The organism is Caballeronia sp. LZ001 (assembly GCF_031450875.1).
Lineage (GTDB): Bacteria > Pseudomonadota > Gammaproteobacteria > Burkholderiales > Burkholderiaceae > Caballeronia.
This window is the reverse complement of record NZ_JARTVX010000004.1, coordinates 353,013-378,172: the sequence shown is the minus strand read 5'-3', so window position 1 is coordinate 378,172 and position 25,160 is coordinate 353,013. Positions and strand designations below refer to the sequence as shown.

Below are 25,160 nucleotides of genomic sequence, written 5' to 3'. Positions count from 1 at the left end.
CGTACCGTTCCTTCCGCACTACACCATCGTCTTCGGCATGACTTTATCGAGCGTGATCGGCAAGTCGCGCACGCGCACGCCGGTCGCGTGATACACCGCGCTGCCGAGCGCGCCCGCCACGCCCGTAATGCCGATTTCCCCGATGCCGCGCGCACCGTCCGGATTGATATGCGGATCGGGCTGACCGACAAAGGAAATATCCAGCAAGCCGATATCCGCGTTCACCGGCACGTGATACTCCGCGAGATTGGCGTTGGTGTAGCGGCCGTAGCGGCCGTCGAGTTCGCCTTTCTCGAAGAGCGCCGAGCCCACGCCCCAAACGATGCCGCCCATCAACTGACTGTGCGCCGTCTTCTCGTTGAGCAAGGTGCCGACGTCATAGACCCCGACGACACGCGGCACGCGGATGATGCCCAGGTCCGCATCGACATGCACTTCCACGAATACCGCGCCGAACGAGTGAAACGAGTACTGCTTTTTCTCGTCGCCGGGGCGCACCGTGGCCGTCGCTTCGATAGCCTTGCCGCCGTTTCGCGCGATGATCGCCGCCGCGGGATCGCGCTTGTCCGGCGTCGAAATGCTCACGACCCAGCCATTGCTCACCGTGACGTCCTCGCGCGACAAGCCGGCGACGGGCGATCCGCGATCCGCGAGCGCCATCGCGATCAACTGATCGCGCGCCTGCGCAGCCGCCGCACGCACCGCTGGCGACACGCTCGCCGCCGACTGCGAGCCGCCCGATACCGGCGCCTTCGGCAAGGATGAATCGCCAAGCGCGAAACGCACGAAGTCGGGCGGAAAACCGAGCGCGTCGGCGGCGACCTGCGTCATCACGGTGTAGGTGCCGGTGCCGAGATCCTGCGTGCCGGAAGCTACCATCGCCGTGCCGTCGGGCAGAATGCGCGCGATCGCCGATGCCTCGCTGCGGTTCGCCGGATACGTCGCCGTCGCCATGCCCCAGCCGATCAGCGTGTTGCCGTTGCGCATCGAACGCGGCGCCGGGTTGCGACGCGCCCAGCCGAACTTTTCCGCGCCGCGCTGATAGCACTCCATCAGCGACTTGCTGGACCACGGCTTTTTCTCTTGCGGCTCCATGTTCGCGTAGTTTTTCATGCGCAGCGCGAGCGGGTCCATGTGCAACTGATACGCGAGTTCGTCCATCGCGGTTTCGAGCGCGAACGAACCGCTCGTCTCGCCGGGCGCACGCATGAATGTCGGCGTGCCGATGTCGAGCTTCACGAGTTTGTGCGAGGTCGATTGATTCGGCACCGCGTACAACATGCGCGTGAGAATGGCCGAACTCTCGGTCCAGTCCTCGAAGGTCGAGGTGGTCGAGATGACGTCGTGCTTCATGCCGGTCATCGTGCCGTCGCCGTGCGCGCTCACCTGAATGCGTTGTTCGGTGAACGGCCGGTTGCCGACCATGCCGAACATCTGCGGACGTTCGAGCACGAGCTTCACGGGACGTCCGGTCTGTTTCGATGCCATTGCCGCCAGCACGACATGCGACCACACCGAGCCCTTGCACCCGAAGCCGCCGCCGACAAACGGGCAGATCACGCGCACATTCGTTTCCGGAATGCCGAAAAATTTCGATACCGCGCCGCGCGCGCCGGAAACACCTTGCGTCGCATCGTAGAGCGTGAGATTGGGGCCGTCCCAGCGCGCGAGCGTCGCGTGCGGCTCCATCGGATTGTGATGCTCGTAGGGCGTCGTATAGACGGCGTCGAGGCGCGTCTGACCTTGGCGCAGACCGGCATCGACATCGCCGCGGCTCGTGGTGATCGGGCGGCCCATCATCTTTTCGGGTTGATACGCCGTGCCGCGCGCATGCACGTATTCCGCGTTTGGCATGGCGCCCTCGTAGCGGACGATCACGTGGCGCGCCGCGCCTTGCGCATGTTCCAGCGTGTCCGCGACGACCACCGCCACCGGCTCGTTGCTGTAGCGCACTTCGTCGGTTTGCAGGAGCGTAAGCTTGCGCACGGCGGGCGGTTGCGCGTCGGGCACGCCGCCGTTGGGCAGACGCATTGCGTTCTTGTGCGTCAGGACGAGCAGCACGCCGGGCATCGTGTCGGCACCGCTGGTATCGATAGAGGCGATGCGGCCCTTGGCGATCGTGCTCGTGATCAGCACCGCATGCGCGAGCTTGGCGTCGGTGTTGTCGGCCGAATAGCGCGCCTGGCCCGTGACCTTGAGCACGCCGTCGGTGCGATCGAATGGTTTGCCGATGATGCTCATGCCGTGCCTCCCGCTTGTTCCACTGCCCGAACGATCGCCCGCTGGGCGAGCGCCACCTTAAAGCCGTTCTCGCGCAGCGGCCTGGCATCGCGCACGGCAAGCGCGGCCGCGTTTTGCAGCGACGCGCGATCGAGTGGTTTGCCGATGAGCGCGCTTTCCGTCGCGTTCGCGCGCCACGGTTTGTGCGCGACGCCGCCCAACGCGATGCGCGCGGCCTTCACGGTGTTGCCGTCCATCTGCAAGGCGGCGGCAACGGAGACGAGCGCGAACGCATAGCTCGCGCGGTCGCGCACTTTCAGATACTTCGAATGTCCCGCGAAAAGCGGCGGCGGCAGATCGACCGCCGTGATGAGTTCGCCGGGCTTGAGCGTGGTATCGAGATCGGGCCGGTCACCCGGCAGCCGATGGAACTCCGCGAACGGAATGGTCCGCTCGCCTTGCGGGCCGGTCACGCGCACGACGGCATCGAGTGCGGCGAGCGCGACGCTCATATCGGAGGGATTGGTCGCGACACATTGACTGCTCGCGCCGAGGATCGCGTGAATGCGGTTGTTGCCTTCGAGCGCGGCGCAACCGCTGCCGGGCGCGCGCTTGTTGCATTGAGGAAAGCCCGTGTCGTAAAAGTAATAGCAGCGCGTGCGCTGCATCAGGTTGCCGCCGACGGTCGCCATGTTGCGCAATTGCGCCGATGCGCCCGCAAGCAATGCCTGCGACAAGAGCGGATAGCGCTCGCGCACCCACGCGTGATTCGCGGCGTCGCTATTCCGCACCAGCGCGCCGATGCGCAGCCCGCCATCGGGCAAGGTCGTGACGCCGTTCAGGGCGTCGATGTGGGTGATATCGACGAGACGAGTGGGCCGCGCCACGCCGCCTTTCATGAGATCGAGCAGATTCGTGCCGCCGCCGATGAACATCGTGCCGGGCTGGCTGGCCGCCTGTAGCGCCGCACCGATGTCGGCGGCGCGCTGATAAGAGATCGCGTCCATGTGCTCTCCCTTAACCTTGCGACGAAGCGACGAACTTCACCGCCGCCACGATATTCGGATACGCGCCGCAGCGACAGATATTGCCGCTCATACGCTCGCGGATTTCATCGTCGGAGAGTTGCGCGGGTCGGAAGCGCACGTCGGCGGTGGCGGCGCTGGCATCGCCTGCACGGTATTCGTCGATGAGCGCGGTCGCCGAGCATAACTGCCCGGGCGTACAGTAGCCGCACTGAAACGCATCCTTTTCTATGAACGCGCGTTGCAACGGGCTGAGCGCATCGCCGCCGGGAGCCAAGCCTTCGACGGTCGTGATGCTCTCGCCTTCGTGCATCACGGCAAGCGTCAAACACGAGTTGATGCGTCGCCCGCCCGCGATTACCGTGCACGCGCCGCACTGGCCACGGTCGCAGCCTTTTTTCGTGCCGGTGAGGTCGGCGTATTCGCGCAGGGCGTCGAGCAAGGTCGTGCGCGCTTCGACCTGAAGCTCGTACGGATGACCGTTGATGGTCAGCTTGACCGGCATCGTCGGCGCGGAGGTGACGGGTGGCGCGACGGCGGGCGTTGCAGCTTGCTGTTGCGCGCGCGCGGTCGACGCAAGCGGCGCGGCGGCTACGGCCGCGCTCGCTGCCGCCGATTGCAGGAAGCGCCGACGCGACGGCTTCTGGGCCGCGTCGTCGGTATCGCGTGTATCGGGTGAAAGGGGTGAAAGCGTTTTGACTGGGGACATGGCGATTGAATGCTCCTCGCTCGTTCGGTTGGGCGCGCCACGCCGTGCAGGTCTCGATGAACCACGTCCCTGAGGTCTTGAGGATGGCGCGTGATACGCGAGTCGCCTTCGTCCGATCGCTGTAAGACGACCGAACGTTCGACCATTCGCGCAAGCCAAGAGTGACAGCAAGTCCAATGCCATCGCCGGCAGACGCTGGTGCGCCCGACTACTCGCTCGTCTGAACACGGACCATGCAAGTAAATACTGCATGGCTGCGTAAATAAGCTGCGAAGACGCGTCGGCAAAGATGACGCGAACATGGCTGTTTCGCCCGGCGAGCGCCATATGGCGCACTTTGTGACGCTTCGATCATCGAGCGCGCCTCAAAATATTCGCTCGACGTCAGCCGCCATTCGCCGTGGCTCGACATGTTTGAAACACCTATCCAACCCATGTCATCCGATACGAATCGCTATCACGAAGCGGCTGCGTTCTATTCGAACGGACGCTACGCCGAAGCGCTGGAGACGCTCGCGCCCTTGGTCCTCGACGCCGACGCGCTCAATCTCGCCGCTGTCTGCGCCTATCGACTCGAACGCCACGACGAAGCGGAGCGCTACTGGCTGCGCGCAATCGATGCGCGTCCCGACGACGCCGGGATGCGCAACAACCTGGCCAATCTGTTCAACGAGTTGCAGCGTTATCGTGAAGCGGAAACGCTTTATCGGAACGCGCTCGCACTTCTTCCGGACTATCCGGTCGCGCATTACAACCTTGCGAACGCGCTTGATCGGCAAGGGCGCGCGGATGAAGCCGAGGAGGGTTATCGTCGCGCGCTCGCGCTCAAACCCGATTTCGCCGAGGCTCATGCGAATCTTGCCGCGTTGCTCGCGCGCACGAACCGGTTGCCGGAGGCCGAGGCTGAGTATCGCCACGCGATCGATGCACAGCCTGCCTTTGCCGAAGCACGGAATAACCTTGGCAACGTGCTTCGGACTTTGGGTAAGCTCGGCGAGGCGCGCGCACAGTTCGAGCACGTGCTTGCCGCACGGCCCGACTGGGCGGACGCGCATCTGAACTTCGGCAACGTCTTGAAAGATGCCGGGCTCGTTGTCGATGCCGAGCATGCGTATCGGCGGGCTGTCGGCTTGCGGCCGGACTACGCGGCGGCGTACACCAATTTGGGCATCGTGCTTGGGGAACAAGGGCGGCTCGCCGAGGCGGAAGTCGCGTATCGTCATGTCGTCGACCTTGCGCCGCGAGACGCCGATGCGCATTTCAATCTCGCCGATGCGATCTACGACATAAGCGCTCACGGCCGTTTCGACCGCCTGCACGAAGCGCAAGCCGCGTATGAAAAAGCCTTGGCCATACGGCCGGATTTCATCGCGGCGCATTTGCATCTGGGCAACGTGTATCGTGAGGACGAAACACGTCTCGCCGAAGCGGAAGCAACCTTCCGGCACGTGCTGTCGATCGATCCGGAGTGCGTCGATGCGCAGATGAATCTGGCCACCTTGCTGCTCGGCACGGGCCGTTATGAACAAGGATGGCCGCTCTTCGAGGCTCGCTGCGACGAGCGCTTCGCGCAGCGCGGCGCGCTTCCGCCAGCGTTGCCGGGTCCGCGCTGGCAGGGCGAAGCGTTGACGGGCAAGACACTCATCGTGATGGCCGAGCAAGGCTTCGGCGACACCATTCAGTTCAGCCGTTACCTTCCTGAACTCAAGGTGCGTGGGCTAGATCGTCTGACGGTGGTCTGCCCGCCGGCCTTGGTCGCGTTGATCGGCGCGATGGATTGCGTGGACGCATGCATCGCGCCGGCCGATCTGCACGCGCTACCGGCCCACGACTACAGTTGCTTCCTGATGAGCCTGCCTTTCCTCATGGGGACGACCCTCGCGACTATTCCATCGACCGTTCCTTATCTGCGAGCACCGCGCGAAAAGGTCGAGTTCTGGCGCGCTCGCTTGCCCGCGGGCACGTTGAAAGCAGGCATTGCCTGGACAGGCGAGCCGCGTCCGGGACTGCGCGACGCCTTTGCCGCTTTTAGCCGCCGCTGGCTCGCCGCGCGTCAATGCGAGCGCTTGCTGACCTTGCCCGGCGTGCACTTCGTCAGTCTTCAGAAGGGCGCGACGGCGCGCGCGGAATGTGCCGCGCTGCCCGACGCCTGGCGTTTGTCCGACCCGATGAACGAAGTCGCCGATTTCGCCGATACCGCCGCGCTCATCGAATCGCTGGATCTCGTCATCAGCGTGGATACATCCGTGGCGCATCTCGCGGGCGCGCTTGGCAAGCCGCTGTGGATGCCGCTGTGCTCGAACGCTTGCTGGCGCTGGCTCGCCGGACGCGACGACTCCCCGTGGTATCCGACCGCGCGGCTTTTCAGACAGCAAGCGCCCGGAGATTGGGACGATGTGATCGAGCGCGTCGCCGATGCGCTGACCGTCTGGCAACGCGACACTCAGCTACGCGGATAACTGCCCGGTGCGCCGCGCGCCGAACGCGCCGGCCCGTATGGATCGGGATTGCCGTAGCGCGGGATGGTGCCATCGGCGCGAGCGCGTGCAAGGTCCGCGCGGACTTCGGCGCGCGAAAGCGGCGTGTTGGCCGCCATCGTCATGGGCGTAGGCATCGGCATGGCTTGCGGTGCGGCGGCCGGGTCCATTGTCTGCGCCGATGACGCAGCGCTCATGGCGAATGCTGCAAGGGCGGCCAAGCGGATCGCTGGTTTCATCGTCGTTCTCCTGAGCGGTGCGAAGCGGTGAGCGAATGCCTATCTATACGCGCTTCGGCGACAAACGGATGAATATGGATGAATAAGCGCGACGGCAACTAACCGTCTTTCGTGCTAGCGCCTGCAAAGACGGGCTTTGCGTTGCAAGGGCGCAAAAGAAAAAGCCGGCAGCGCCGGCTTCCCATGCAAGCCATGCCGTTGGCAAGTGCTCACAGATCCGCCGGATACGGCGCCTTCAGCCACTTCGTCGAAAGCGTGTTGAGCGTGCCGTCTTTTTTCGCTTGAACGATCGCCGCATCGACTTCCTTCAAAAGTCGGGGCTCGTCCTTGTTCAATCCGACATGATCCGGCGAACTGAACAACTGAAACTTCTGCTCGGGCTGTACGGGCGGATTACGCGCGATGATCGTTGCGCCAACATCGTTGCCGACTACCAGCAATTGCGCTTGTCCGGCCAGAAACGCGGAGATCGCGCCGTTCGGGTCTTCGAAACGCTTGATATCGGCCGTGGGCGGTGCGACCTTGCTCACGCTCAAGTCTTCGAGCGTGCCGCGCGCCACCGCTACCGACTTGCCCGCGAGATCGGCGGTCGTCTTCACCGCCAGCGACTTCGGTCCGAACACCGCCAGATAGTACGGCGCATAAGGCCGCGAGAAATCGATCACCTTTTCGCGCTCGGGCGTCTGACCGACCGAGAGCAGCAAGTCGGCCTTGTGCGTGGCGAGATAAGCCATGCGGTTTTCGCCGGTAATCGGCACAAACTCGACTTTCGCCTTGAGCGCGCGCGCCAGGTATTCGCCCATCTCGATGTCGTAGCCTTGCGGCTTCATGTCCGGGCCGATAGAGCCGAACGGCGGATAGTCCATGAATACGCCGATGCGCACCACGCCGTTTTTCTGGATGGTGTCGAGCGTGTCCGCATGGGCGAACGAGACGGCGAGGGCGAACGAAGCGGCGAGCAGGCCGCGCAGAAACCGCGAGAGGCGAAGCGTCATGGTGGGGACCGAAAGGTGAGGGGATCGACGCACTCTAGGCACGCCAAAATCCCCTCACAATCGAAATCTGCGCATGCCAGCCATGTCGCGTGCGCATGGCTGGCTTGTAGAGCGACTTCCTCAGGCTTCGCTTTCCATGATCCGGTCGATCAGCCGCGCGTTCTCTCCCGCCGAACCGATGCCCGCGTGCCGCGCCATTGGCACGAAGAAATGCGTGGCGATAGGCAGCTTCGAGCGCGACAGCCAGTTGCTCAGATGAGTCGCGAGCCTGCGCGCCGGTGTCTTCAGTTCCTCGCGCAGCACGGCGGGCAGCTTGTCGAAGTGACGCATGTCGGTCTGATACGGCTCGGGCGCGACGCATAACGCGTTCGGGCGGCCATCGACATCGGCGGGCAGGCGTTCCAGCGCCTCGTGCAACAGCGCGACGCCGAGACCCTCGCCGCGCCACGGCTTGCGCACTTCCCACAGGCTGATATAGATCACGCGATGCGCATTGAACACTTCGCACAGCCGTTCGGGACCGAGCGCCTCGGTGGCCGCGAGCGCGAGCGACAGCATTTCGCCGGAATAGGTGTCGAGCGTATAGACGAGATCGGCGCTGCTGTGAAGCGGCGGCACCTTGACGAGTTGAAGCTTGACCGCGGCCGCGACGATATCGCTGCCCGCCTCGTGGAACACGGCAAAGGCGGTGCCAAGCCGTTCGTCGTCGACTTGCGGATACTCGTGGCGATACGTCATCGTGAAGAGAAACGGCCCGATCTTTTCGCGATACGCGAGCGGCCGGTCGACATCGTAATCGGCGGCGCCTTCGAGGCCGTAGGGATCGTAATCGCGCTTTTCACGCCGTTCCGCCGAGGCGAGCACGGCGAGCGGTCGGCGCGATTCCGGCACGAGATCTTCTGGCAACCCTTCCCAGTTGAGCCGCAAAAATTCGCGGCTGCCGCGATAGTGCGTCTCGAAGAGAGAGAGAATCTGTTCGCTCGCCACCGGGTCGAGAATGCGCTGCGCGCATTCCACCGCGCGGTCGAGGAGTTGATCGGCCTCGGCGGGATCGGGCGCGAGGGCCGGTTCGTGCGCCTGCGGCATGGCCGGCAAGCCGCGCGCGATGCGGTCCCGATGCGCCAGTTCGAGCCATTCGTCGGCGGCGCGTTCGGCGATATGACCCGCCGCGATACGATAGCCTGTCAGCACGATCGACTGACCGGTCTGGCCGAGCGGGAAGACGTACTCGTCGGACATCGCTTCCTCGACTGTCACGTCGCGAAAGGTTTCGCGCAGGGCGGGCGCGTTGGCTGCCGAGTTGAAGCGATCGTGCGAGAGCACATGCGCGACGAGATCGGACGCGGCTGGGCCGGATTCGGATGCCACGCCGGGCAGTAGCTTAAGGAGTGACAAGGTGGGAGTCGTGCTCGATGTGCTCATGGGTGCCGCCCGTGCCTGATGGTTGCTGTGGGTTGCTGTCGGTCGCTGTCGATTGCCGCAGGTCGCAGGTCGCAGTCGCGAAGGGCTATCGTAACAAACACGGGGGCGGATCGGTGCCGACGGTGCAGTGCGGCAAGACGGAACATTCAAGGGAGTCGCTCGATGAATCAGCAAACTGAAGCAATCGATGAAACCGTGACGCACGAAGGCGGCTGCGCGTGCGGCGCATTCCGGTTCCGCGCGATGGGCCGGCCGTTGCGCGTCGGCATGTGCCATTGCATGACGTGCCGGCGCGTGCACGGCTCGGCGTTCGGCTCCTACGTCATCTATCACCGCGGCAACGTGGAGTTTTCCGGCCGCACATCGACGTGGCGCAGTTCCGACGAAGGCAGGCGTCATTTCTGTCCCGAATGCGGCTCCGTGGCGTACATGGAGTACGTGACGCGCGACGAAGTCGATGTGCCGCTCGGCGCGTTCGATCTGACCGGCGTTTTCGAGCCTGCCTACGAACTCTGGTGCGAGCATCGCGAGCCCTGGCTGCCTCAAGGCGTGCGCAAGGAGTACGCGCAAGAGCGAACGGGTTAGCCGTTGCCGCGACCCATTCTTGCGGGTCGGCGCGCGCGGCATCATCGTTGCCGACCGAGACAAAAAGCAGCCCGAAGGCAAATAACTAACTTCGATATCGAGACACGCTTTGTCCTGCCGGAACTGCATCCTTCAATCAACGGTCCGAGCAATTGCAATCGATTGCGGAAAATAAGACGATATGCGGCGCGCACGTTTTTCAGAGCGAAAGCATCGAAAGAAACGACATGCGCCGGATGCGCCAAGCAGCAGGATCGGGCCTAAAACGAATTGCCAACGAGGAGCATCGACACCATGGCAAAGCAACCGGTAAGCGGCAGCGGCAAGAGCAACCCCGAAGACGCACAGTGCGTCGGCGCGTGCGATCCTGGCGAGCAGATCGAAGTCATCGTCATGCTGCGCCGCAAGGACGAAGCAGCGTTTGATCAGATGATGAAGCACATCGAAGCCGGCGACGCCCCGGCGCAGTCCGTGACCCGCGCGGACTTCGGAAAGCGCTTCGGCGCGTCGCAGGAAGACGTCGACAAGGTCAAGAAGTTCGCCGAGCAATACGGCCTCACGGTGGTGCGCGCCGAAGCGGAAACGCGCAGTGTCGTGCTCAAGGGCACCATCGAGCAGTTTCAGAAGGCGTTCGACGTGAAGCTCGAACGTTTCCAGCATCACAACATGGGCGAGTATCGCGGCCAGGCGGGACCCGTTCATGTTCCCGACGAAGTGCACGACGCCGTCACCGCCGTGCTCGGCCTCGACAGCAAGCCGCAAGCGCGTCCGCATTTCCGTTTCCGGCCGCCGTTCAAACCGGCGCGCGGCCTTACGGCATCGTCGTTTTCGCCGCTCGATCTCGCGCAACTCTATGACTTCCCGGAAGGCGACGGCGCGGGGCAATGCATCGCGATCATCGAACTCGGCGGCGGTTACAAGACTAGCGACCTGACGGCGTACTTCTCGAAGCTCGGCGTGAAACCGCCGAAAGTGGTGTCGGTCGGCGTGGACGACGCGAAGAACGCGCCCACGGGCAATCCGAATGGTCCGGACGGCGAAGTGACGCTCGACATCGAAATCGCCGGAGCGGTCGCGCCGGGCGCGCGCATCGCGGTGTATTTCGCGCCGAATAGCGACGCAGGCTTCGTCGATGCCGTCAATCGCGCCATTCACGACGACACCAACCAGCCGTCTGTGGTGTCCATCAGTTGGGGCGGACCGGAATCGAACTGGTCGGCGCAATCCATCGGCGCGTTCAACGACGTGCTGCAAAGCGCGGCGGCGCTCGGCGTCACGGTATGCGTGGCATCGGGCGACAGCGGTTCCACCGACGGCGTCGGCGACGGCGCGGATCACGTCGATTTCCCGGCGTCCAGTCCCTACGTGCTCGGCTGCGGCGGCACGAGCGTCGCGGCATCCGCGCAGAAGATCACGAAGGAAGTCGTGTGGAACGACGGCGATCAGGGCGGATCGGGTGGCGGCGGTGTGAGCGGCGTGTTCGCGCTGCCTTCGTGGCAGAAAGGGCTGAGCGTCGCGCATGCCGGCGGCAAGACGACGGCGCTCGCCAAGCGCGGCGTGCCGGATGTATCGGGCGACGCCTCGCCGCAAAGCGGCTACGAAGTGCTGATCGACGGCGAGCAGACGGTCGTCGGCGGCACGAGCGCGGTCGCGCCTTTGTGGGCCGCGCTGATCGCTCGCATCAATGCGATCAACGGTTCCCCCGCGGGCTTCATCAATCCGAAGCTGTACAAGGCGAAGGGCGCGTTCCACGACATCACGCAAGGCGATAACGGCAGTTTCGCGGCAGCGGCGGGATGGGATGCCTGCACGGGGCTTGGCAGCCCGGACGGCGCGAAGATCGCGGCGGCGCTCAAACCCGCGAAGAGCACGAGTTGAGACGGGCAGTGACAGTGAACAACAACCACGATGACGATTCTGGAGCGTTCAAGATGAACTCCGATCCACTGGCAGCAGCAGGCGCAGACAAACCCGAAGAACCGGCGCACGGCAACGCGCACGCAGCGGCGAAGAAAACGCCGAAGAGCAAGGATCAGCCGTACTTCGATCCCGTCGCCTACGGCAACGGTCCCGACGATTCCGTCGAGGCGACCGAAGCCGACGAAAACGCCGCGATCACGCACCATAGCGTGACCGTGGGCGGCGAGAAGATCGCTTACACGGCCACGGTCGGCCACCTCGTGACAGTGGACCCGAGCAGCAGCAAGCCGGATGCGAAGATGTTCTATGTCGCCTTCACGAAGGACGGCGCAAAGGAAGAACAACGGCCGCTCACGTTCTTTTATAACGGCGGGCCGGGCTCGTCCTCGGTGTTCGTGCTGCTCGGTTCGTTCGCGCCGCGCCGCATCAAGACCGCCATGCCGAGCTTCACGCCGCCCGCGCCCTACGAGATGGAGGACAACGCGGACAGTCTTATCGACAAGAGCGATCTGATTTTCATCAATCCCGTGGGAACGGGATATTCCGCCGCCATCTCGCCGAACAAGAACCGCGACTTCTGGGGCGTGGATCAGGATGCGGATTCGATCAAGCAGTTCATCAAGCGCTATCTGACGAAGAACAACCGCTGGAACTCGCCCAAGTTCTTGTTTGGCGAATCGTATGGCACGGCGCGCAGCTGCGTCCTGGCGTACCGGCTGCATGAAGATGGCGTCGATCTGAACGGCATCACCCTGCAATCGTCGATTCTCGATTACCGCCAGGCGGGCAACCCCGTCGGCGCGCTGCCTACCGCCGCTGCGGATGCGTGGTATCACAAGAAGCTCGGCGTGCATCCCACGCCGACCAACCTCTTGAACTTTGCCGAGGAAGTCGCGGAGTTTTCGCGCTCGGACTATCTCAACGCGTTGCGCAAGTTTCCGCAGACCGACGATGAAGTGGTCGAGAAGCTCTCCGAATACACGGGCATCGACAAGGTGACGCTGCTTGCGTGGAGTCTGGATATCGCGGCTTACGACAGCCGTGGCAATTCGCTCTTTCTGACGACGCTCCTGAAGTCGAAGGGCGAATCGCTCGGCTCGTACGACGGGCGCGTGACGGCTATTTCGACGGGCATCGCGGGCAAGATCGATCCGAACTCGGGCGGCAACGATCCGACCATGACAGCGGTGAGCGGCGTCTACACGACCATGTGGAACAGCTATCTCAACGAGCAGTTGAAATTCACGTCCACTTCGTCATTCACGGACCTTAACGACCAGGCTTTCCTCAACTGGGACTTCAAGCATACGGACCCGACCGGCGAACAGAAGGGACTGGATTCGAAAGGCAACGTCGTGCTCTATACAGCGGGCGATCTGGCCGCCGTGATGGCGCTCAACGTGGATCTCAAAGTCTTGTCCGCGAACGGCCTATATGACTTCGTGACGCCGTTTTATCAGACCATCATCGACCTTCAGCAGATGCCGTTGATCAACAGCGTCGTCAGGCAGAATCTTTCCGCGGCGTTTTATCCATCGGGACATATGGTTTATCTCGACGGAGCATCGCGCACGCAACTGAAGGCGGATCTCGCGAAGATGTACAACGAGGCCACGTCGAACCATGCGGCCATGACGCGCATCATCTCCTTGCAGAAGGTAACGGCGGAGAAGGCATTGTCGCCAGCGAGTACCGGTGTCTGATAGTCACAAGCGGGCGAGGCTTCGGCTTCGCCCGCCGCGCGCCCCGCCGGGCGTCCCGCTGCAAGCGGAAACCCTATCTCCTTCGGGAACAAGGCTTGCGAATGGCCCGAAAGGCTAAAAGCAATCTTCCCCAAGGAGTCCCCTCAAATGGCAACAAAGAAGCAACCCACGAATAGCACCGCGCGTCCGCCTTCGCAGAGCCCGAACGCCGCGACCAACAAGAAGATCGAATCGCTCGAAGCCTTCCGCAGCGATGCAACGAATCAAGCCCTGACCACGAACCAGGGTGTAAAAGTCTCCGATAACCAGAACACGCTGCGCGTTGGAGCGCGCGGTCCGTCGCTGCTCGAAGACTTCATCATGCGTGAAAAAATCACGCACTTCGACCACGAGCGTATTCCGGAGCGCATTGTTCATGCGCGCGGTTCGGCGGCGCATGGCGTGTTCAAGGTCTACGAGTCGCAAGCCGAATTGACCAAGGCCGGTTTCCTGCAGGACCCGTCGAGAGAGACGCCGGTCTACGTGCGCTTCTCCACCGTGCAAGGCTCGCGCGGTTCCGCCGATACCGTGCGCGACGTGCGCGGCTTCGCGGTCAAGTTCTACACCGACGAAGGCAACTTCGATATGGTCGGCAACAACATGCCCGTGTTCTTCATCCAGGACGCGATCAAGTTTCCCGACTTCGTGCACGCCGTCAAACCGGAGCCGCATAACGAGATTCCGCAAGGCGCGTCGGCGCATGACACCTTCTGGGATTTCGTCTCGCTCGTGCCCGAGTCGGCGCATATGGTGATGTGGGCGATGTCCGACCGCGCCATTCCCAAGAGTCTGCGCACCATGGAAGGCTTCGGCATTCACACGTTCCGTTTCGTGAACGCGGAAGGCAAGGGGCGCTTCGTCAAGTTCCACTGGCGGCCGACCATCGGTTCGGCTTCGCTCCTGTGGGACGAAGCGCAGAAGATCGCGGGTAAGGATGCCGATTACCATCGCCGCGATTTGTGGGAAGCCATCGACAAGGGCAACTATCCCGAGTGGGAACTGGGCGTGCAGATTGTCGAGGAAGAAGACGAGCACAAGTTCGACTTCGATCTGCTCGATCCGACCAAGATCATTCCCGAGGAACTCGTGCCGCTCAAGATGATCGGCAAGATGACGCTCAACCGCAATCCCGACAACTTCTTCGCGGAAACCGAGCAGGTCGCGTTCTGTCCGGGACATATCGTGCCGGGCATCGACTTCACGAACGACCCGCTCCTGCAAGGACGTCTTTTCTCCTATACCGATACGCAAATCAGCCGTCTGGGCGGCCCGAACTTCCACGAGTTGCCGATCAACCGCCCGATCGCGCCGCTGCATAACGGTCAACGCGACGCGATGCATCGCCAGACCATCGACAAGGGTCAGGCTTCCTACGAGCCGAATTCGATCGATGGCGGCTGGCCGAAGGAAACGGCGCCGGCAGCATCGGGCGGCGGCTTCGAAACCTACACGGAACGCGTGGACGGCGAGAAGATTCGCGTGCGCAGCCCGTCGTTTGCCGACCATTTCTCGCAAGCAACGCTCTTCTGGAACAGCCAGACGCAGCCGGAGAAGGATCACATCGTCGGCGCGTATTCGTTCGAGTTGAGCAAGGTAGAGCGCAAGTTCATTCGCGAACGCGAACTTGCTCTGCTCGCGAACATCGACGAGGTATTGGCCGCGCGCGTCGCGGAAAATCTCGGCATGCCCGCGCCCAAGAAAAACGCGAGCCCGGAGCAACTCGGCAAGTCGTCGGTGACGGAATCGCCGGCGCTGTCGATCATCGCCAAGGCCGTGCCGTCGATCAAGACGCGCAAGGTCGCGATTCTCGCCGCGAAGGGCGCGGATGCCGCGAGCATCAAGGCCGTCAAGGAAGCACTCGCGGCGGGCGGCGCGCAAGCGCTCGTCATCTCGCCGACGCTCGGGTTCCCTGCCGAAGGTATTGAAGCGGACGCCACCATCCTCGGCATGCCGTCCATCATGTTCGACGGAATGATCATCGCGGACGGCAAGGCAAGCGCCAAGACGCTGTCCGAATCCGGCGACGCGCGCCACTTCGTGCTCGAATCGTTCAAGCATCTGAAGGCGATCGGCGCGATTGGCGACGGCGAGGATGTGCTTGCCGCATCGCATCTGCCTGGCGGCGATGAAGGCGTGGTCGTCGGCAGCGACGCGAAGACCGTGCTCAAGACGTTCATCGAAGCGCTGGGCAAGCATCGCGTGTGGTCGCGCGCGCAGAAGGCGGAGTCGGTGCCCGCGTAATCGTCCGGCAGCACGCGTTTCGCGCCGTGCAACGCAGGGCGTGTGCGTGGGCGCGCCGGCGATAGGCGCGCCGGCGCGTTTTTGAGACACTGGCCGCACCGCTCGATTTCGGGGGTGCGGCTTGTTTCATTCTGCGATTCGTCGAGCTGACGGAACACGGCGACAGCGTTCGCGCCGTTTGCTGTGGACGCTTTGTGTGCTGCTCGGTTGGTGGCTCGGCGATGCCTTCGCGGCACCGCCGCTGATCGTCGGCGCGGTGCCGGGCATGGTGCCGCCGCTCGAACTGGCCGTGTCCGGCGCGCCATCCGATTCTTCGGCGTTGCGCGGCATTTCGGTCGATGTTCTGAACGCCATTTCCGAGCCGCTCGGCATGACGCCGCAATGGCGCCTGTATCCGGATCGTCCCGCGATGCTGGCCGCGCTCGAACGCGGCGAGATCGACATGGCGACGAGTTCGGCGGGCTTCGATGCCGGTGCGCCGCTCGAACTGAGCCATTCGTATTTTCCGGTCAAGCCGGTGTATTTCGCGCCGCTCGCGGCACATGCGCCGACGCATCGGCTTGCTTATGTCGACACGCAGATGGACCCCGCGCGGTTGCATGCGGCGTATCCGTCCTTGCAGCCGGAGGCGTATCCGGATGTGCTCGCCGCCGCGCTGGCCGTCTCGCTCGGCCGTGCCGACGGCTTCGTCGGCGACGTGACGACCGCCGTGTATGTCATCAGTCATCTGGACTTGCCGAACATCGGCGCGCGCGGTTTCACTCCGTTCGATGCAGACGGCTATCGCTTTGCTTTCGCAGCCAACCGGCCGGCCGCGCGCGCATTGCGTGAGCGTGTCGATGCCGCGCTGGCGCAATTGCCGCCGAATTTCCTGCTGACGATGAACGCGCGCTGGTACGTTTCGATGACCGCGGTGACGCTGGATCGTCCGCTCGACTTGACACCCGAGCAGCGCGCGTGGATCAAGGCGCATCCAGTCGTGCATTACTCGATGCTTTCGCAAATTCCGCCGCTCATGTTCCGCAATTCGCACGGCGAACCTGCGGGTCTCGCCGCCGACCTGCTCGATGTGATCTCGCGGGGAACGGGCTTGCGCTTCGAGGCGCGTATGCGCGGTTCTTTGTCTCAGATTGCCGCCGACCTGACGAGCGGTAAGTCCATGTTCACGCCCTACGGCGTTTCCCCCGCATGGCAACCGGTGCCGCTCACGGCGTCCGTGCCGTTCGGCGAGAGCCTGGTCGGCATCGTCACGCGTGCGGGTCAGGCGCCCCTGCGCGATGAGACCGCGCTCGCGAACAAGCGGGTGGCGCTCCCGGCCGGGATTTCGGCCCTAGCGTTGAAGCGCGAATTCGTGCGGCATCTGCGCATCGTCGAGATGCCGTCATTCGACGAGCAGTTTAGCGCGGTGATGAACGGCGATGCCGACGCGGCTTTGGTCGATCTGACGCTCGCGAATTACGCGGTCGCCAATCCTTACCGCGGCAAGCTCGTGGTGAGCGGCGTGCTTTCCGGCAAACCGCTCGAGCAAGGCTTTCTCGTCTTGCGCAATGAGCCGATCTTGCTCGGCATTATCAACGACGCGATTGGCCATCTTCGCGCTTATCAACTCGAAGCGCTGCGCGGGCGCTGGCGGCTTGGCGATCATCCTGAGACGTTATGGGAGCGCCGCCGTCCGCAAGTCGAGGTAGGCGCGCTGCTTGGCGGTGCGCTTGTTTTCGCGCTGATCGGCTGGGCGGTGTCACTACGAACACAGATCGTGCGCCGGATTGCCGCCGAGCAGGCAATGCGCGCGGCGAAGGAGGAAGCCGAAACGGCGAGCCGCGCCAAGTCGACGTTCCTCGCCACCATGAGCCACGAAATCCGCACGCCGATGAACGCGGTGCTCGGCCTCATCGAACTTGAACTGCGCGCGCCCGGCGAACGCGCCGCGACCGAACGCGCGCTCGGCACGGCGCATCGCGCGGCGGCGGATTTGCTCGGCATGATCGACGATCTGCTCGATGTCGCGAAAATCGAAGCCGAGCGGCTGGTGCTCACGCCCGCGCCGCTCGAACTCGAAACGTGGATGACGAGCGTGGCCGCGATATACGAGCCCGCCGCGCGCGCCAAGGGCATCGCGTTGATCGTGCGCCGCGCGGATTCGGGCGAAGTCTGGTTGCTTGCCGACGGGCAGCGTTTGCGGCAAGTCGTCGGCAATCTGCTATCGAACGCGATCAAGTTCACGGATATCGGGGCGGTGACGCTCGACTACCGTGTAGACGCGCCACAGGGCGGCACGCGGGCGCTGACATTCGCGGTCGCGGACACGGGCGTGGGCATCGCGCCCGAGCGGCAAGGCGCGCTTTTCACGCCGTTCGTGCAGGCACACGATGGCGGCGCGCGCCGCTATTCGGGCACGGGCCTTGGCCTCACCATCTGCAAGCGGCTCGTCACGATGATGGGCGGCGAGATCACGCTCGAAAGCGAGCCGGGACGCGGCACACGCTTTACGGTCTGCGTGAGCTTGCCGGAGGCGTCGTCGTCCGAAGCGGGACGCGCGCCGGAGCACGCATCGGTGACTCCGACCGGCGCGACGCTCGCGGGCTTGCGGGTACTCGTCGTCGACGATCATCCGGCGAACCGGATCGTGCTCGAAGGGCAGATCAGGCTGCTCGGCGGCGCGCCGCAATTGGCCGTCGATGGCCGCAGCGCGCTCGTCCGCTATCGCGGCGATCCATCCGCGTTCGATGTGATCCTCACCGATTGCTCGATGCCCGAAATGAGCGGCGAGGAACTCGCGCAGGCGATCCGCGGGGACGAAAGCGCGCGCGTGCAAAAGGCGCGGCCGTTGCCTGTCGTCGGCCTCACGGCGAACGCGCAACCGGAGGCGGCGCAACGCGCGGTCGCGGCAGGCATGACGATGTGTCTCGTGAAGCCCATCTCGCTCGACGGCCTGCGCGATGCGCTCGTCGCGGCGACCGAAGGTGTAGCGCGGCGAAGCGGGCCGGTGCGGGAGAAAGCGGCAGAAGTCTTCGACAGCGCGCTTGTCGCGAGTTACGGCGATCAGGCCGCGACGCTCGCCGGCACCCTCAAATCCGCGCATGCGCAAGACCTGATCGACGCCGAGACCGCGTTCGATGCTTGCGACCACGCGCTCTTGCGCGACATCGCGCATCGCATGAAAGGGGCGGCGTCGCTGGTCGGCGCCGTGCGCTTCACCGATGCATGCGTCGCCTTGCAGCACGTATGCGATCGCGCCATCGACGAAGACCGCAACGGCGAGGACGACGCCAGCATCGCGGTCGCTTACGGCTCCTTTCATGCCGAGGCGCTTGCGCTCAGCCGCGCGCTCGACGCCGCGCTTGCGTCTTCGAGTGCGGCGAGTGCGGCGCAGACCTTGCCGCACGCATCCACGGATCGGCTCGCGGACTTTTGAGCCACAGCGCGATGCACGCCTTTGGTGTGTTCTAATGCGATTGTTCAATATCTCAAAAATAAGCGGCGTCGCATTGGCCGCATGATGATTTGCACTTCCGAGGCATGGATCGAAGGGATATACCCATCTTCAAGCGACGCTTCGCGCGTCACGCTTATGCGACCGCTGCCGCTCGTCCCGCGCGCGCGGCGTTTGGCGCGCTCCTGATCACGCTCAATGGCGCGCTCATGGTGTGGCCTGCAAGCTCGCGGGCGCAGCGTCCCGATTGGCTCGATCCGCATGTTACGCAGTCGACCATCGTCGAGACGATCTGCGTGCCGGGTTATGTCGATCGCGTGCTGCCGTCGTTCGAGACGCAGATGCGCCAGAAAGAAAAACTGCTCAAGCAACGTGGCATCGATGCTTCGTTCGCATCCGAATATGCGCTGGATCATCGCATGCCCGTATTGCTCGGCGGCTTGCCCAATGCGCCCGCGAATCTCGATCTGCGGCGCTGGGAAGGCCGTGCCGGACAGCGCCGCAAGGAGCGGCTCGCGGTCTATCTCAAACGCTGTGTTTGCACCGGCGACATGACGCTGAAGGATGCGCAATCGACCATGTCCGGCGACTGGCCGAACCGCTATCCGAATTTGTCCAGCATGACGTGCGGCGCGTTCTCGGGCTCATCGACGGAATGAACTTTGCTGCGCCAGATGCAACGAACGAAGCCGGTGCGCGTCTTTGCGTGCATCGGTTCTTGAATGTTCGGGGCTGGGCGATCGATATGGATCGCCAGGCTTGAGTCTGGTCAGGCAAGGCGGATCAATCAATGCATCTGGCAGGGAATAGAGAAACAGCATTTGGCGCGAGAGCAATCGTCGTTGGAGTGGCTGCCGCGTTTGTGGCGTATGCGGGGGCGGTGGGCGCGCAGCAGGCGCGTCTTGCGTCAGAGTCCGCTTCGGCATCTTCTTCGAATGGAAGTGCGCCGTCGGGTTTGCAGCGAAGCACATCGCCTGCGAACGTGCTCCAGGGGCACGTTACGTCGACGCCCGCATCGCCGCCGTTGATTCCAGGCGCAAGCGTGCCATTGAGTACAAGCGCGCCCGAACGCGCATTGCCCGGCATGCCGGTGCCGATGAAGCCGCAAGTTGCTTCGGGAGCTTCGGAGGCGTCGACGGCCTCTGCTGCATCGGCTGCATCGACCGTGGAACCGGCATCGGCCGCGAGTGCCGCATCGGAGGCCGAGGCGCCCGAAGTCCCGCTGCCGGCCGAACCGCCCGAGCCCAACTTGGCGCAACGCCATGGCCTGCCGCCCGCCGGAGCCTTCGCCATGCGGCAGACTTTCGCGAAAGAGGTGGACCGGCGTCTCAGCGTTTCCCAAGCGGATCAGCAGGCCTACGGTCGCGTGTTGCAGCATGCGCTCGATGAAAGCGGACATGGCGATCTCGCCAATGAGTTCGTCGTGCTGGTCGATCGCAGCGCGAACGTGCAGGCGCTCATGCTTTTCTTCCGCGCGAAGCCGGCCGATGCCTGGTCGCTGATCGGCGCATCGCCGGTATCGACGGGACGGCCGGGCACTTACGATCACTTCGTCACGCCGCTCGGCGTGTTTCAGCACGTGCCGGGCAACATGGATTTTCGCGCGGAAGGCACGCTCAACGAGTTCAAGATTCGCGGATACGGCGCGCGCGACATGCGCATCTACGACTTCGGCTGGGCCGATGGCGAGCGCGGCTGGGGCAAGGGCGGCATCTCGCCGATGCGCTTCCAGATGCACGCCACCGATCCGCAGAAACTCGAACCGCTTCTCGGCATGCGCCATTCGAAAGGCTGCGTGCGCATACCGTCGACGCTCAATACTTTCTTCGATCATCGCGGCATCCTCGACGCGCAATACGAAGCCCGTGCCGCCGAAGGTCAGTCGATGTGGATACTCAAGTCCACGCGCAACGCGACGCCCTGGGCGGGTCACTTTCTGGTCGTCGTCGATACGGCGGGAAAGGCGCGTCCGGCATGGTCGCCGGGTCCGGGGAAGGCGGTGCGTGCGAATATCCCGGCGGGCGCCGATACGGCCGATTGACGGCTATTTCGCCCGCGCCAGCAACACGCCCACGAGCGCCGCCCCGAACCCCGCGATCTGCGCCGGCCCGAGCGTTTCGCCAAACGCCAGATAGCCTTCGATCGCGGCAAGCAGCGGTGCGAGAAACAGCAGCGCGGTGGCACGCGAGGCATCGCCACGGCGGACCATCCACACGAAAAGCGTGGTCGCGGCACCCGAGAGCATCACGATGCCCCATCCAAGCGAAACCCAAGTCGTCGCCGAAGCAATGAAGCGATGTTCCCCAAGCGCGAAAATCAGCAGTAACGCGACGAGCGCGGCGCCCGCATTCTGCAGCGCGCTCGCGCTGCGGATATCGGCGCGTGCCAGCGAGCTCTTCTGATACAGCGTGCCCGCGGTAATCGCCAGGACGGCGAGCAGCGCCGCCATGACGACGAGCCACGAAGGCGCGGCTCCGTGTGTCGGTGACGCATGACCCGTCATCACCTTCGGCGCAAGCACGAGCGCCACGCCAGTGAGCCCCAGCACGAGGCCGTTCCATGCGCGCGGCGACAGACGTTCGCCGAAGAAGCGCGCGGCAAACGCAGCGGTCAGAAGCGGTTGCAACGCGCCGAGCAGCGCCATGATGCCCGCAGTCAGCCCCTGTGCGACGGCCCAATAACCCGCGCCCAGATAAACGCCTTGCAGCAGCGCGCCTGCAAGCAGATGCCGTAGAACATCGGCGCCTTTCGGCCAGCTTGCCCGGCTTGCGAGCGCCACGACGACAAACAGCAACGCCGTGCCGCAGAAGCGCGCGAACAGGTACACGTTCGGATCGACGTATGGGGTAATCGCGCGCGCGACGATAAAGCCTGTCGACCAGAGTAGGACGAAGACCGGCGCGGCCAGCAAGGAGAGCATCGTCAATCAGGCGTTTGGCGGAAAGGCCGAAGTATGCGGATGTGCATGCACCGAGTCTTGTCCAATCCTGCACCGCTTACGGCATTCACGTGTCTGTCACACGGCTCTGCAATGCTTTGACACCAGCGCAGCACCCGAGCCGCGTCACCTTATCTCATCGGATCAATCACGAAATGACTCGCGACCTTCGCCTCGCACGCACGATGCTGCCGGCCATCGCCGCCTTGATGGCGTTTGCAACCTCGCCGGCACACGCAGCCGATGCCGTCGTCCTCTACACGGCGGACGGCCTCGAAAATCTCTACAAGGACGTGCTCCCGGCTTTCGAGAAGAAGGAAGGCGTCAAGGTCAATATCGTCACGGCGGGCAGTGGCGAAGTGGTGAACCGCGCGAGCGTCGAGAAAGATTCGCCCAAGGCGGACGTGCTCGTGACCTTGCCGCCGTTCATCCAGCAAGCATCGCAGAGCGGCTTGCTGCAGCCATATCAAAGTTTGAACTACAAGAACGTGCCGGCTATCGCCAAGGCGAACGACGGCGCGTGGGCCACCTTCGTCAACAACTACTTTTCTTTCGCCATCAATCCGGAAGTCACGAAGAGCGCGCCGAAGACCTTCGCCGATCTCTTGCATCCGAACTACTCGGGCAAGATCGCATATTCGAATCCGGCGACGGCGGGCGACGGCATGGCGGTCATCATCCTGACGTCGGCCCTGATGGGCGAAGACAAAGCGTTCGATTATCTGAAGTCACTCGAACGAAGCGCGAAGTTCCATACCAAGGGCACGGGTTATCTCGATGTGCTGCTCTCGCGTAACGAGATCGCCTTCGACAATGGCGACCTGCAAATGGATCTCGACGATGCCGCGAACGGCGGTCTGTCCATCAAGCCGCTTTTCCTGTCGCATCAAAACGGCGACGCGCCCACCACGTTCCAGTTGCCCTACGCAATCGGTCTCATCAAGAGCGGGCCGAATCAGGCAGCGGGCAAGAAGCTGATCGACTATCTGATGTCCGCGGAAGTGCAGTCGAAAGTGCCGGACATCTACGGCATTCCGGCGCGCACCGATGTCGCGCTCGGCGGCAAGAACGGCGAAGCGGTGAAGCAGGCAATTGCCGGCGTGAAGCTGATTCCGGTGGACTGGAACGAAGTCATGCAGAAGAAGGCTGGCTGGACCGAGCGCTGGAAGAACGAAGTGATCGGCCAGTCGGGCAAGGAGACCGAGGTCGTGAAGCCGAAGTCCTGACGTGAATACGTTTGCTCTGAGCTCGTCCGGAAATGCGCTCGCTCATGAACACGAAGCGCGATCCGGCGTGCATATCGAAGGACTCACGGTGCGCTTCGGCGCGCGCACCGTGCTCGATCAACTATCGCTGCACATCGAACGTGGCGAGTTCCTGACGGTACTCGGCAGAAGCGGCTGCGGCAAGACCACGCTGTTGCGCTTTATCGCCGGATTCATTCAGCCCGATGCCTTCGCGGGCGCGCTTTTTATCGCGGGCCGCGAACTCACGCATGTGCCGCCGCATCAACGTAATCTCGGCTTGCTGTTCCAGAGCTATGCGCTCTTTCCGCATCTTTCCGTATTCGATAACGTCGCCTTCGGCCTGCGCGCGCGCAAGCTGAAGACGGGCGAGATCGCGCGCCGCGTCGCCGATGCGCTCAAACTCGTGCAACTCGCCGATGCCGGCCACGTCATGCCCGCGCAACTCTCGGGCGGTATGCAGCAGCGTGTGGCGCTTGCCCGCGCGCTCGTCATCGAGCCGGATGTGCTCTTGCTCGACGAACCGCTTTCGGCGCTCGATGCCAACCTCCGCGCGTCCGTGCGCAGCGAGCTGAAGGCGTTGCACGAGCGCTTGCCGAATCTGACTATCGTTTGTGTGACGCACGATCAGGACGATGCGCTCGTGCTGTCCGACCGCACGCTTCTTATGCGCGATGGCCGTATCGCGCAACTCGGTTCGCCGCGCGAGTTGTACGACGCGCCGAACGACGGCTTCGTCGCGCGCTATCTCGGTGCCGCGAATCTGCTGCCGCCGCGCGTGGTGTATCCCGTCGGCGACGCGCGCCACGACGAACGCGAGCGGCTTGCGTGCATTCGGCCGGAGCGCTTCTCCATCGTGCCGCTCGGCGATGGGCCGTTGCACGGCACGATTGCATCGGTCGAATGGTATGGCGCGTCGCTCTCGATTTCCGTCGCGCTCGATGCGTGGCCCAACGAGCCCGTACTGGTTTCGACGCAGCGCGGCCACACGCGCATGCCGGAAAAGGGCGCGCGCGTTTCCCTGACCTTCGAGGCTGACGATGTCGTCCTTGTCCATCCCTGAAGAGGCCGCCGGGCGAGCGCAGGACGGCCAGGCGACAATCGCCGCGCGGCGCGGCAAGAAGGGGCAATGGCAGTTGTGGTTCATCCTCGTGTTCGTGCTGGGGCCGCTCGTCGTCTATCCGCTCTCGCGCCTTGCCATGTTGAGCGTGACCGGGCCGCACGGCTTCACGCTACACGCCTACACCGCGTTCTTCGGCAATCCGGAGACGCGCGGCGTGATCGGCACGACGCTCGGCATCCTCTTCGCAAGCGCAAGTCTCGCGTCATTGCTTGGCGTCGCGCTCGCGTCGATGCTGTTCTTCCGGCCGTTTCCCGGCGCGAAGCTCGTCACGCGTTTCCTCGAGTTGTTCGTGGCGTTCCCTTCGTTCCTCGTGGCATTCACGCTGATTTTTCTTTATGGCTCGCAGGGGTCGGTGAGCATCGGCTTGCAACGGCTTTTTTCGCTCGATACCCCGCCGCTCGATTTCCTCTTCGGCATCGGCGGCGTAATTCTCGCGGAGGTCGTGTTCTATGCGCCGTTCGTGGTGCGCCCGACGCTCGCTTCATACGCCATGCTCGACATGCGTCTCGTCGAGGCCGCGAAAAGTCTCGGCGCGGGCGGCTGGATGGTCGCGACCAAGGTCGTGTTGCCGCTTGCGTGGCCGGGAATCGCGGCGGGCACTATCTTGTGCTTCCTCCTGACGCTCAACGAGTTCGGCATTCTGCTCGTTTTGGGCAGCGCACATCTCATCACCTTGCCAATTGCCATTTACAGCGCGGCGACCGTCGATCTCGACTTGCCGACCGCAGCGGCGGGATCGGTCGTGATGTTGCTGATGTCGCTCTCGCTCTATGCGCTTTATCGACGCTTGCAAAGACGCTGACATGCAACTTTCGACCTCGTTCAAACCTGGAAAGCCAGTCTCGCT

At 63.7% G+C, this 25,160-nt stretch carries 18 protein-coding genes; 11 read left to right on the top strand and 7 right to left on the bottom strand.

The genetic code is table 11. From position 1 onward, the window contains the following. Positions 1–18: 18 nt before the first annotated feature. From P9292_RS12110 to P9292_RS12100, 3 genes are read right to left on the bottom strand one after another with little or no spacing between them, the layout of a single operon-like run. Positions 19–2,241 (bottom strand): xanthine dehydrogenase family protein molybdopterin-binding subunit, encoded by a 2,223-nt coding sequence (locus tag P9292_RS12110; RefSeq protein WP_309959143.1) that lies wholly within the window; start codon positions 2,239–2,241, stop codon positions 19–21. Beyond that, entirely contained in the window at positions 2,238–3,227 is a 990-nt protein-coding gene (locus P9292_RS12105; protein WP_250510234.1) for a xanthine dehydrogenase family protein subunit M, read from the bottom strand. The genes P9292_RS12110 and P9292_RS12105 overlap by 4 nt, the downstream gene beginning before the upstream one ends. A 10-nt stretch (positions 3,228–3,237) precedes the next feature. Beyond that, entirely contained in the window at positions 3,238–3,954 is a 717-nt protein-coding gene (locus P9292_RS12100; protein ID WP_309959140.1) for a 2Fe-2S iron-sulfur cluster-binding protein, read from the bottom strand. Between the two features lie 434 nt (positions 3,955–4,388). Between P9292_RS12100 and P9292_RS12095 the strand changes: the two genes are divergently transcribed. Then, a complete protein-coding gene (locus P9292_RS12095) occupies positions 4,389–6,413 on the top strand; it encodes a tetratricopeptide repeat protein (RefSeq protein WP_309959137.1) in 2,025 nt (674 codons plus the stop codon). On the opposite strand, the gene P9292_RS12090 is transcribed toward P9292_RS12095, so the two are convergent. From P9292_RS12090 to P9292_RS12080, 3 genes are all read right to left on the bottom strand, one after another. Continuing rightward, a complete protein-coding gene (locus P9292_RS12090; RefSeq protein WP_309959135.1) occupies positions 6,398–6,670 on the bottom strand; it encodes a DUF4148 domain-containing protein in 273 nt (90 codons plus the stop codon). The two genes, P9292_RS12095 and P9292_RS12090, sit on opposite strands and share 16 nt — an antisense overlap. Before the next feature lie 209 nt (positions 6,671–6,879). Then, positions 6,880–7,665, bottom strand: a complete 786-nt coding sequence (locus P9292_RS12085) for a transporter substrate-binding domain-containing protein (RefSeq protein WP_244829302.1) — start codon at positions 7,663–7,665, stop codon at positions 6,880–6,882. A 120-nt stretch (positions 7,666–7,785) separates the two neighbouring features. Continuing rightward, on the bottom strand, positions 7,786–9,060 hold the full coding sequence (locus P9292_RS12080) for an inositol monophosphatase (RefSeq protein ID WP_244829303.1): 1,275 nt from the start codon (positions 9,058–9,060) through the stop codon (positions 7,786–7,788). A gap of 189 nt (positions 9,061–9,249) precedes the next feature. Here P9292_RS12080 and P9292_RS12075 point away from each other — a divergent pair, with 189 nt between their 5' ends. From P9292_RS12075 to P9292_RS12045, 7 genes are all read left to right on the top strand, one after another. After that, positions 9,250–9,672: a GFA family protein gene (locus P9292_RS12075; RefSeq protein WP_250467394.1), complete on the top strand. Its 423-nt coding sequence runs from the start codon at positions 9,250–9,252 to the stop codon at positions 9,670–9,672. A 294-nt stretch (positions 9,673–9,966) separates the two neighbouring features. Beyond that, positions 9,967–11,550, top strand: coding sequence for a S53 family peptidase (locus P9292_RS12070; protein ID WP_309959131.1), 1,584 nt, complete (start codon positions 9,967–9,969; stop codon positions 11,548–11,550). A gap of 53 nt (positions 11,551–11,603) precedes the next feature. After that, positions 11,604–13,295: a S10 family peptidase gene (locus tag P9292_RS12065; protein ID WP_250493606.1), complete on the top strand. Its 1,692-nt coding sequence runs from the start codon at positions 11,604–11,606 to the stop codon at positions 13,293–13,295. A 123-nt stretch (positions 13,296–13,418) separates the two neighbouring features. Next, positions 13,419–15,575 carry a catalase HPII gene (gene katE, locus P9292_RS12060; RefSeq protein WP_309963993.1) on the top strand — a complete coding sequence of 719 codons (2,157 nt, stop codon included), beginning with the start codon at positions 13,419–13,421 and terminating at the stop codon, positions 15,573–15,575. Positions 15,576–15,771: 196 nt separating this feature from the next. Further along, a complete protein-coding gene (locus P9292_RS12055; protein WP_309959127.1) occupies positions 15,772–18,990 on the top strand; it encodes an ATP-binding protein in 3,219 nt (1,072 codons plus the stop codon). A gap of 104 nt (positions 18,991–19,094) precedes the next feature. Next, the gene (locus tag P9292_RS12050) at positions 19,095–19,667 is read left to right on the top strand and encodes a hypothetical protein (protein WP_309959124.1); all 573 of its coding nucleotides are present in this window, start codon (positions 19,095–19,097) and stop codon (positions 19,665–19,667) included. Between the two features lie 383 nt (positions 19,668–20,050). Continuing rightward, positions 20,051–21,049 carry a L,D-transpeptidase gene (locus tag P9292_RS12045; protein WP_409015159.1) on the top strand — a complete coding sequence of 333 codons (999 nt, stop codon included), beginning with the start codon at positions 20,051–20,053 and terminating at the stop codon, positions 21,047–21,049. Positions 21,050–21,052: 3 nt separating this feature from the next. Here the strand turns inward: P9292_RS12045 and P9292_RS12040 are convergent, their stop codons facing one another. Continuing rightward, on the bottom strand, positions 21,053–21,928 hold the full coding sequence (locus P9292_RS12040) for a DMT family transporter (RefSeq protein WP_309959118.1): 876 nt from the start codon (positions 21,926–21,928) through the stop codon (positions 21,053–21,055). Between the two features lie 173 nt (positions 21,929–22,101). On the opposite strand from P9292_RS12040, the gene phnS reads away from it, so the two are divergent. The 3 genes from phnS to phnU are packed head-to-tail and all read left to right on the top strand — an operon-like array spanning position 22,102 to position 25,115. After that, positions 22,102–23,172, top strand: coding sequence for a 2-aminoethylphosphonate ABC transporter substrate-binding protein (phnS, locus tag P9292_RS12035; protein WP_309959116.1), 1,071 nt, complete (start codon positions 22,102–22,104; stop codon positions 23,170–23,172). 16 nt (positions 23,173–23,188) lie between these two features. After that, on the top strand, positions 23,189–24,253 hold the full coding sequence (gene phnT / locus P9292_RS12030; RefSeq protein WP_250510300.1) for a 2-aminoethylphosphonate ABC transport system ATP-binding subunit PhnT: 1,065 nt from the start codon (positions 23,189–23,191) through the stop codon (positions 24,251–24,253). Next, positions 24,231–25,115, top strand: coding sequence for a 2-aminoethylphosphonate ABC transporter permease subunit (gene phnU / locus P9292_RS12025; RefSeq protein WP_250526870.1), 885 nt, complete (start codon positions 24,231–24,233; stop codon positions 25,113–25,115). The genes phnT and phnU overlap by 23 nt, the downstream gene beginning before the upstream one ends. Positions 25,116–25,160 lie beyond the last annotated feature (45 nt).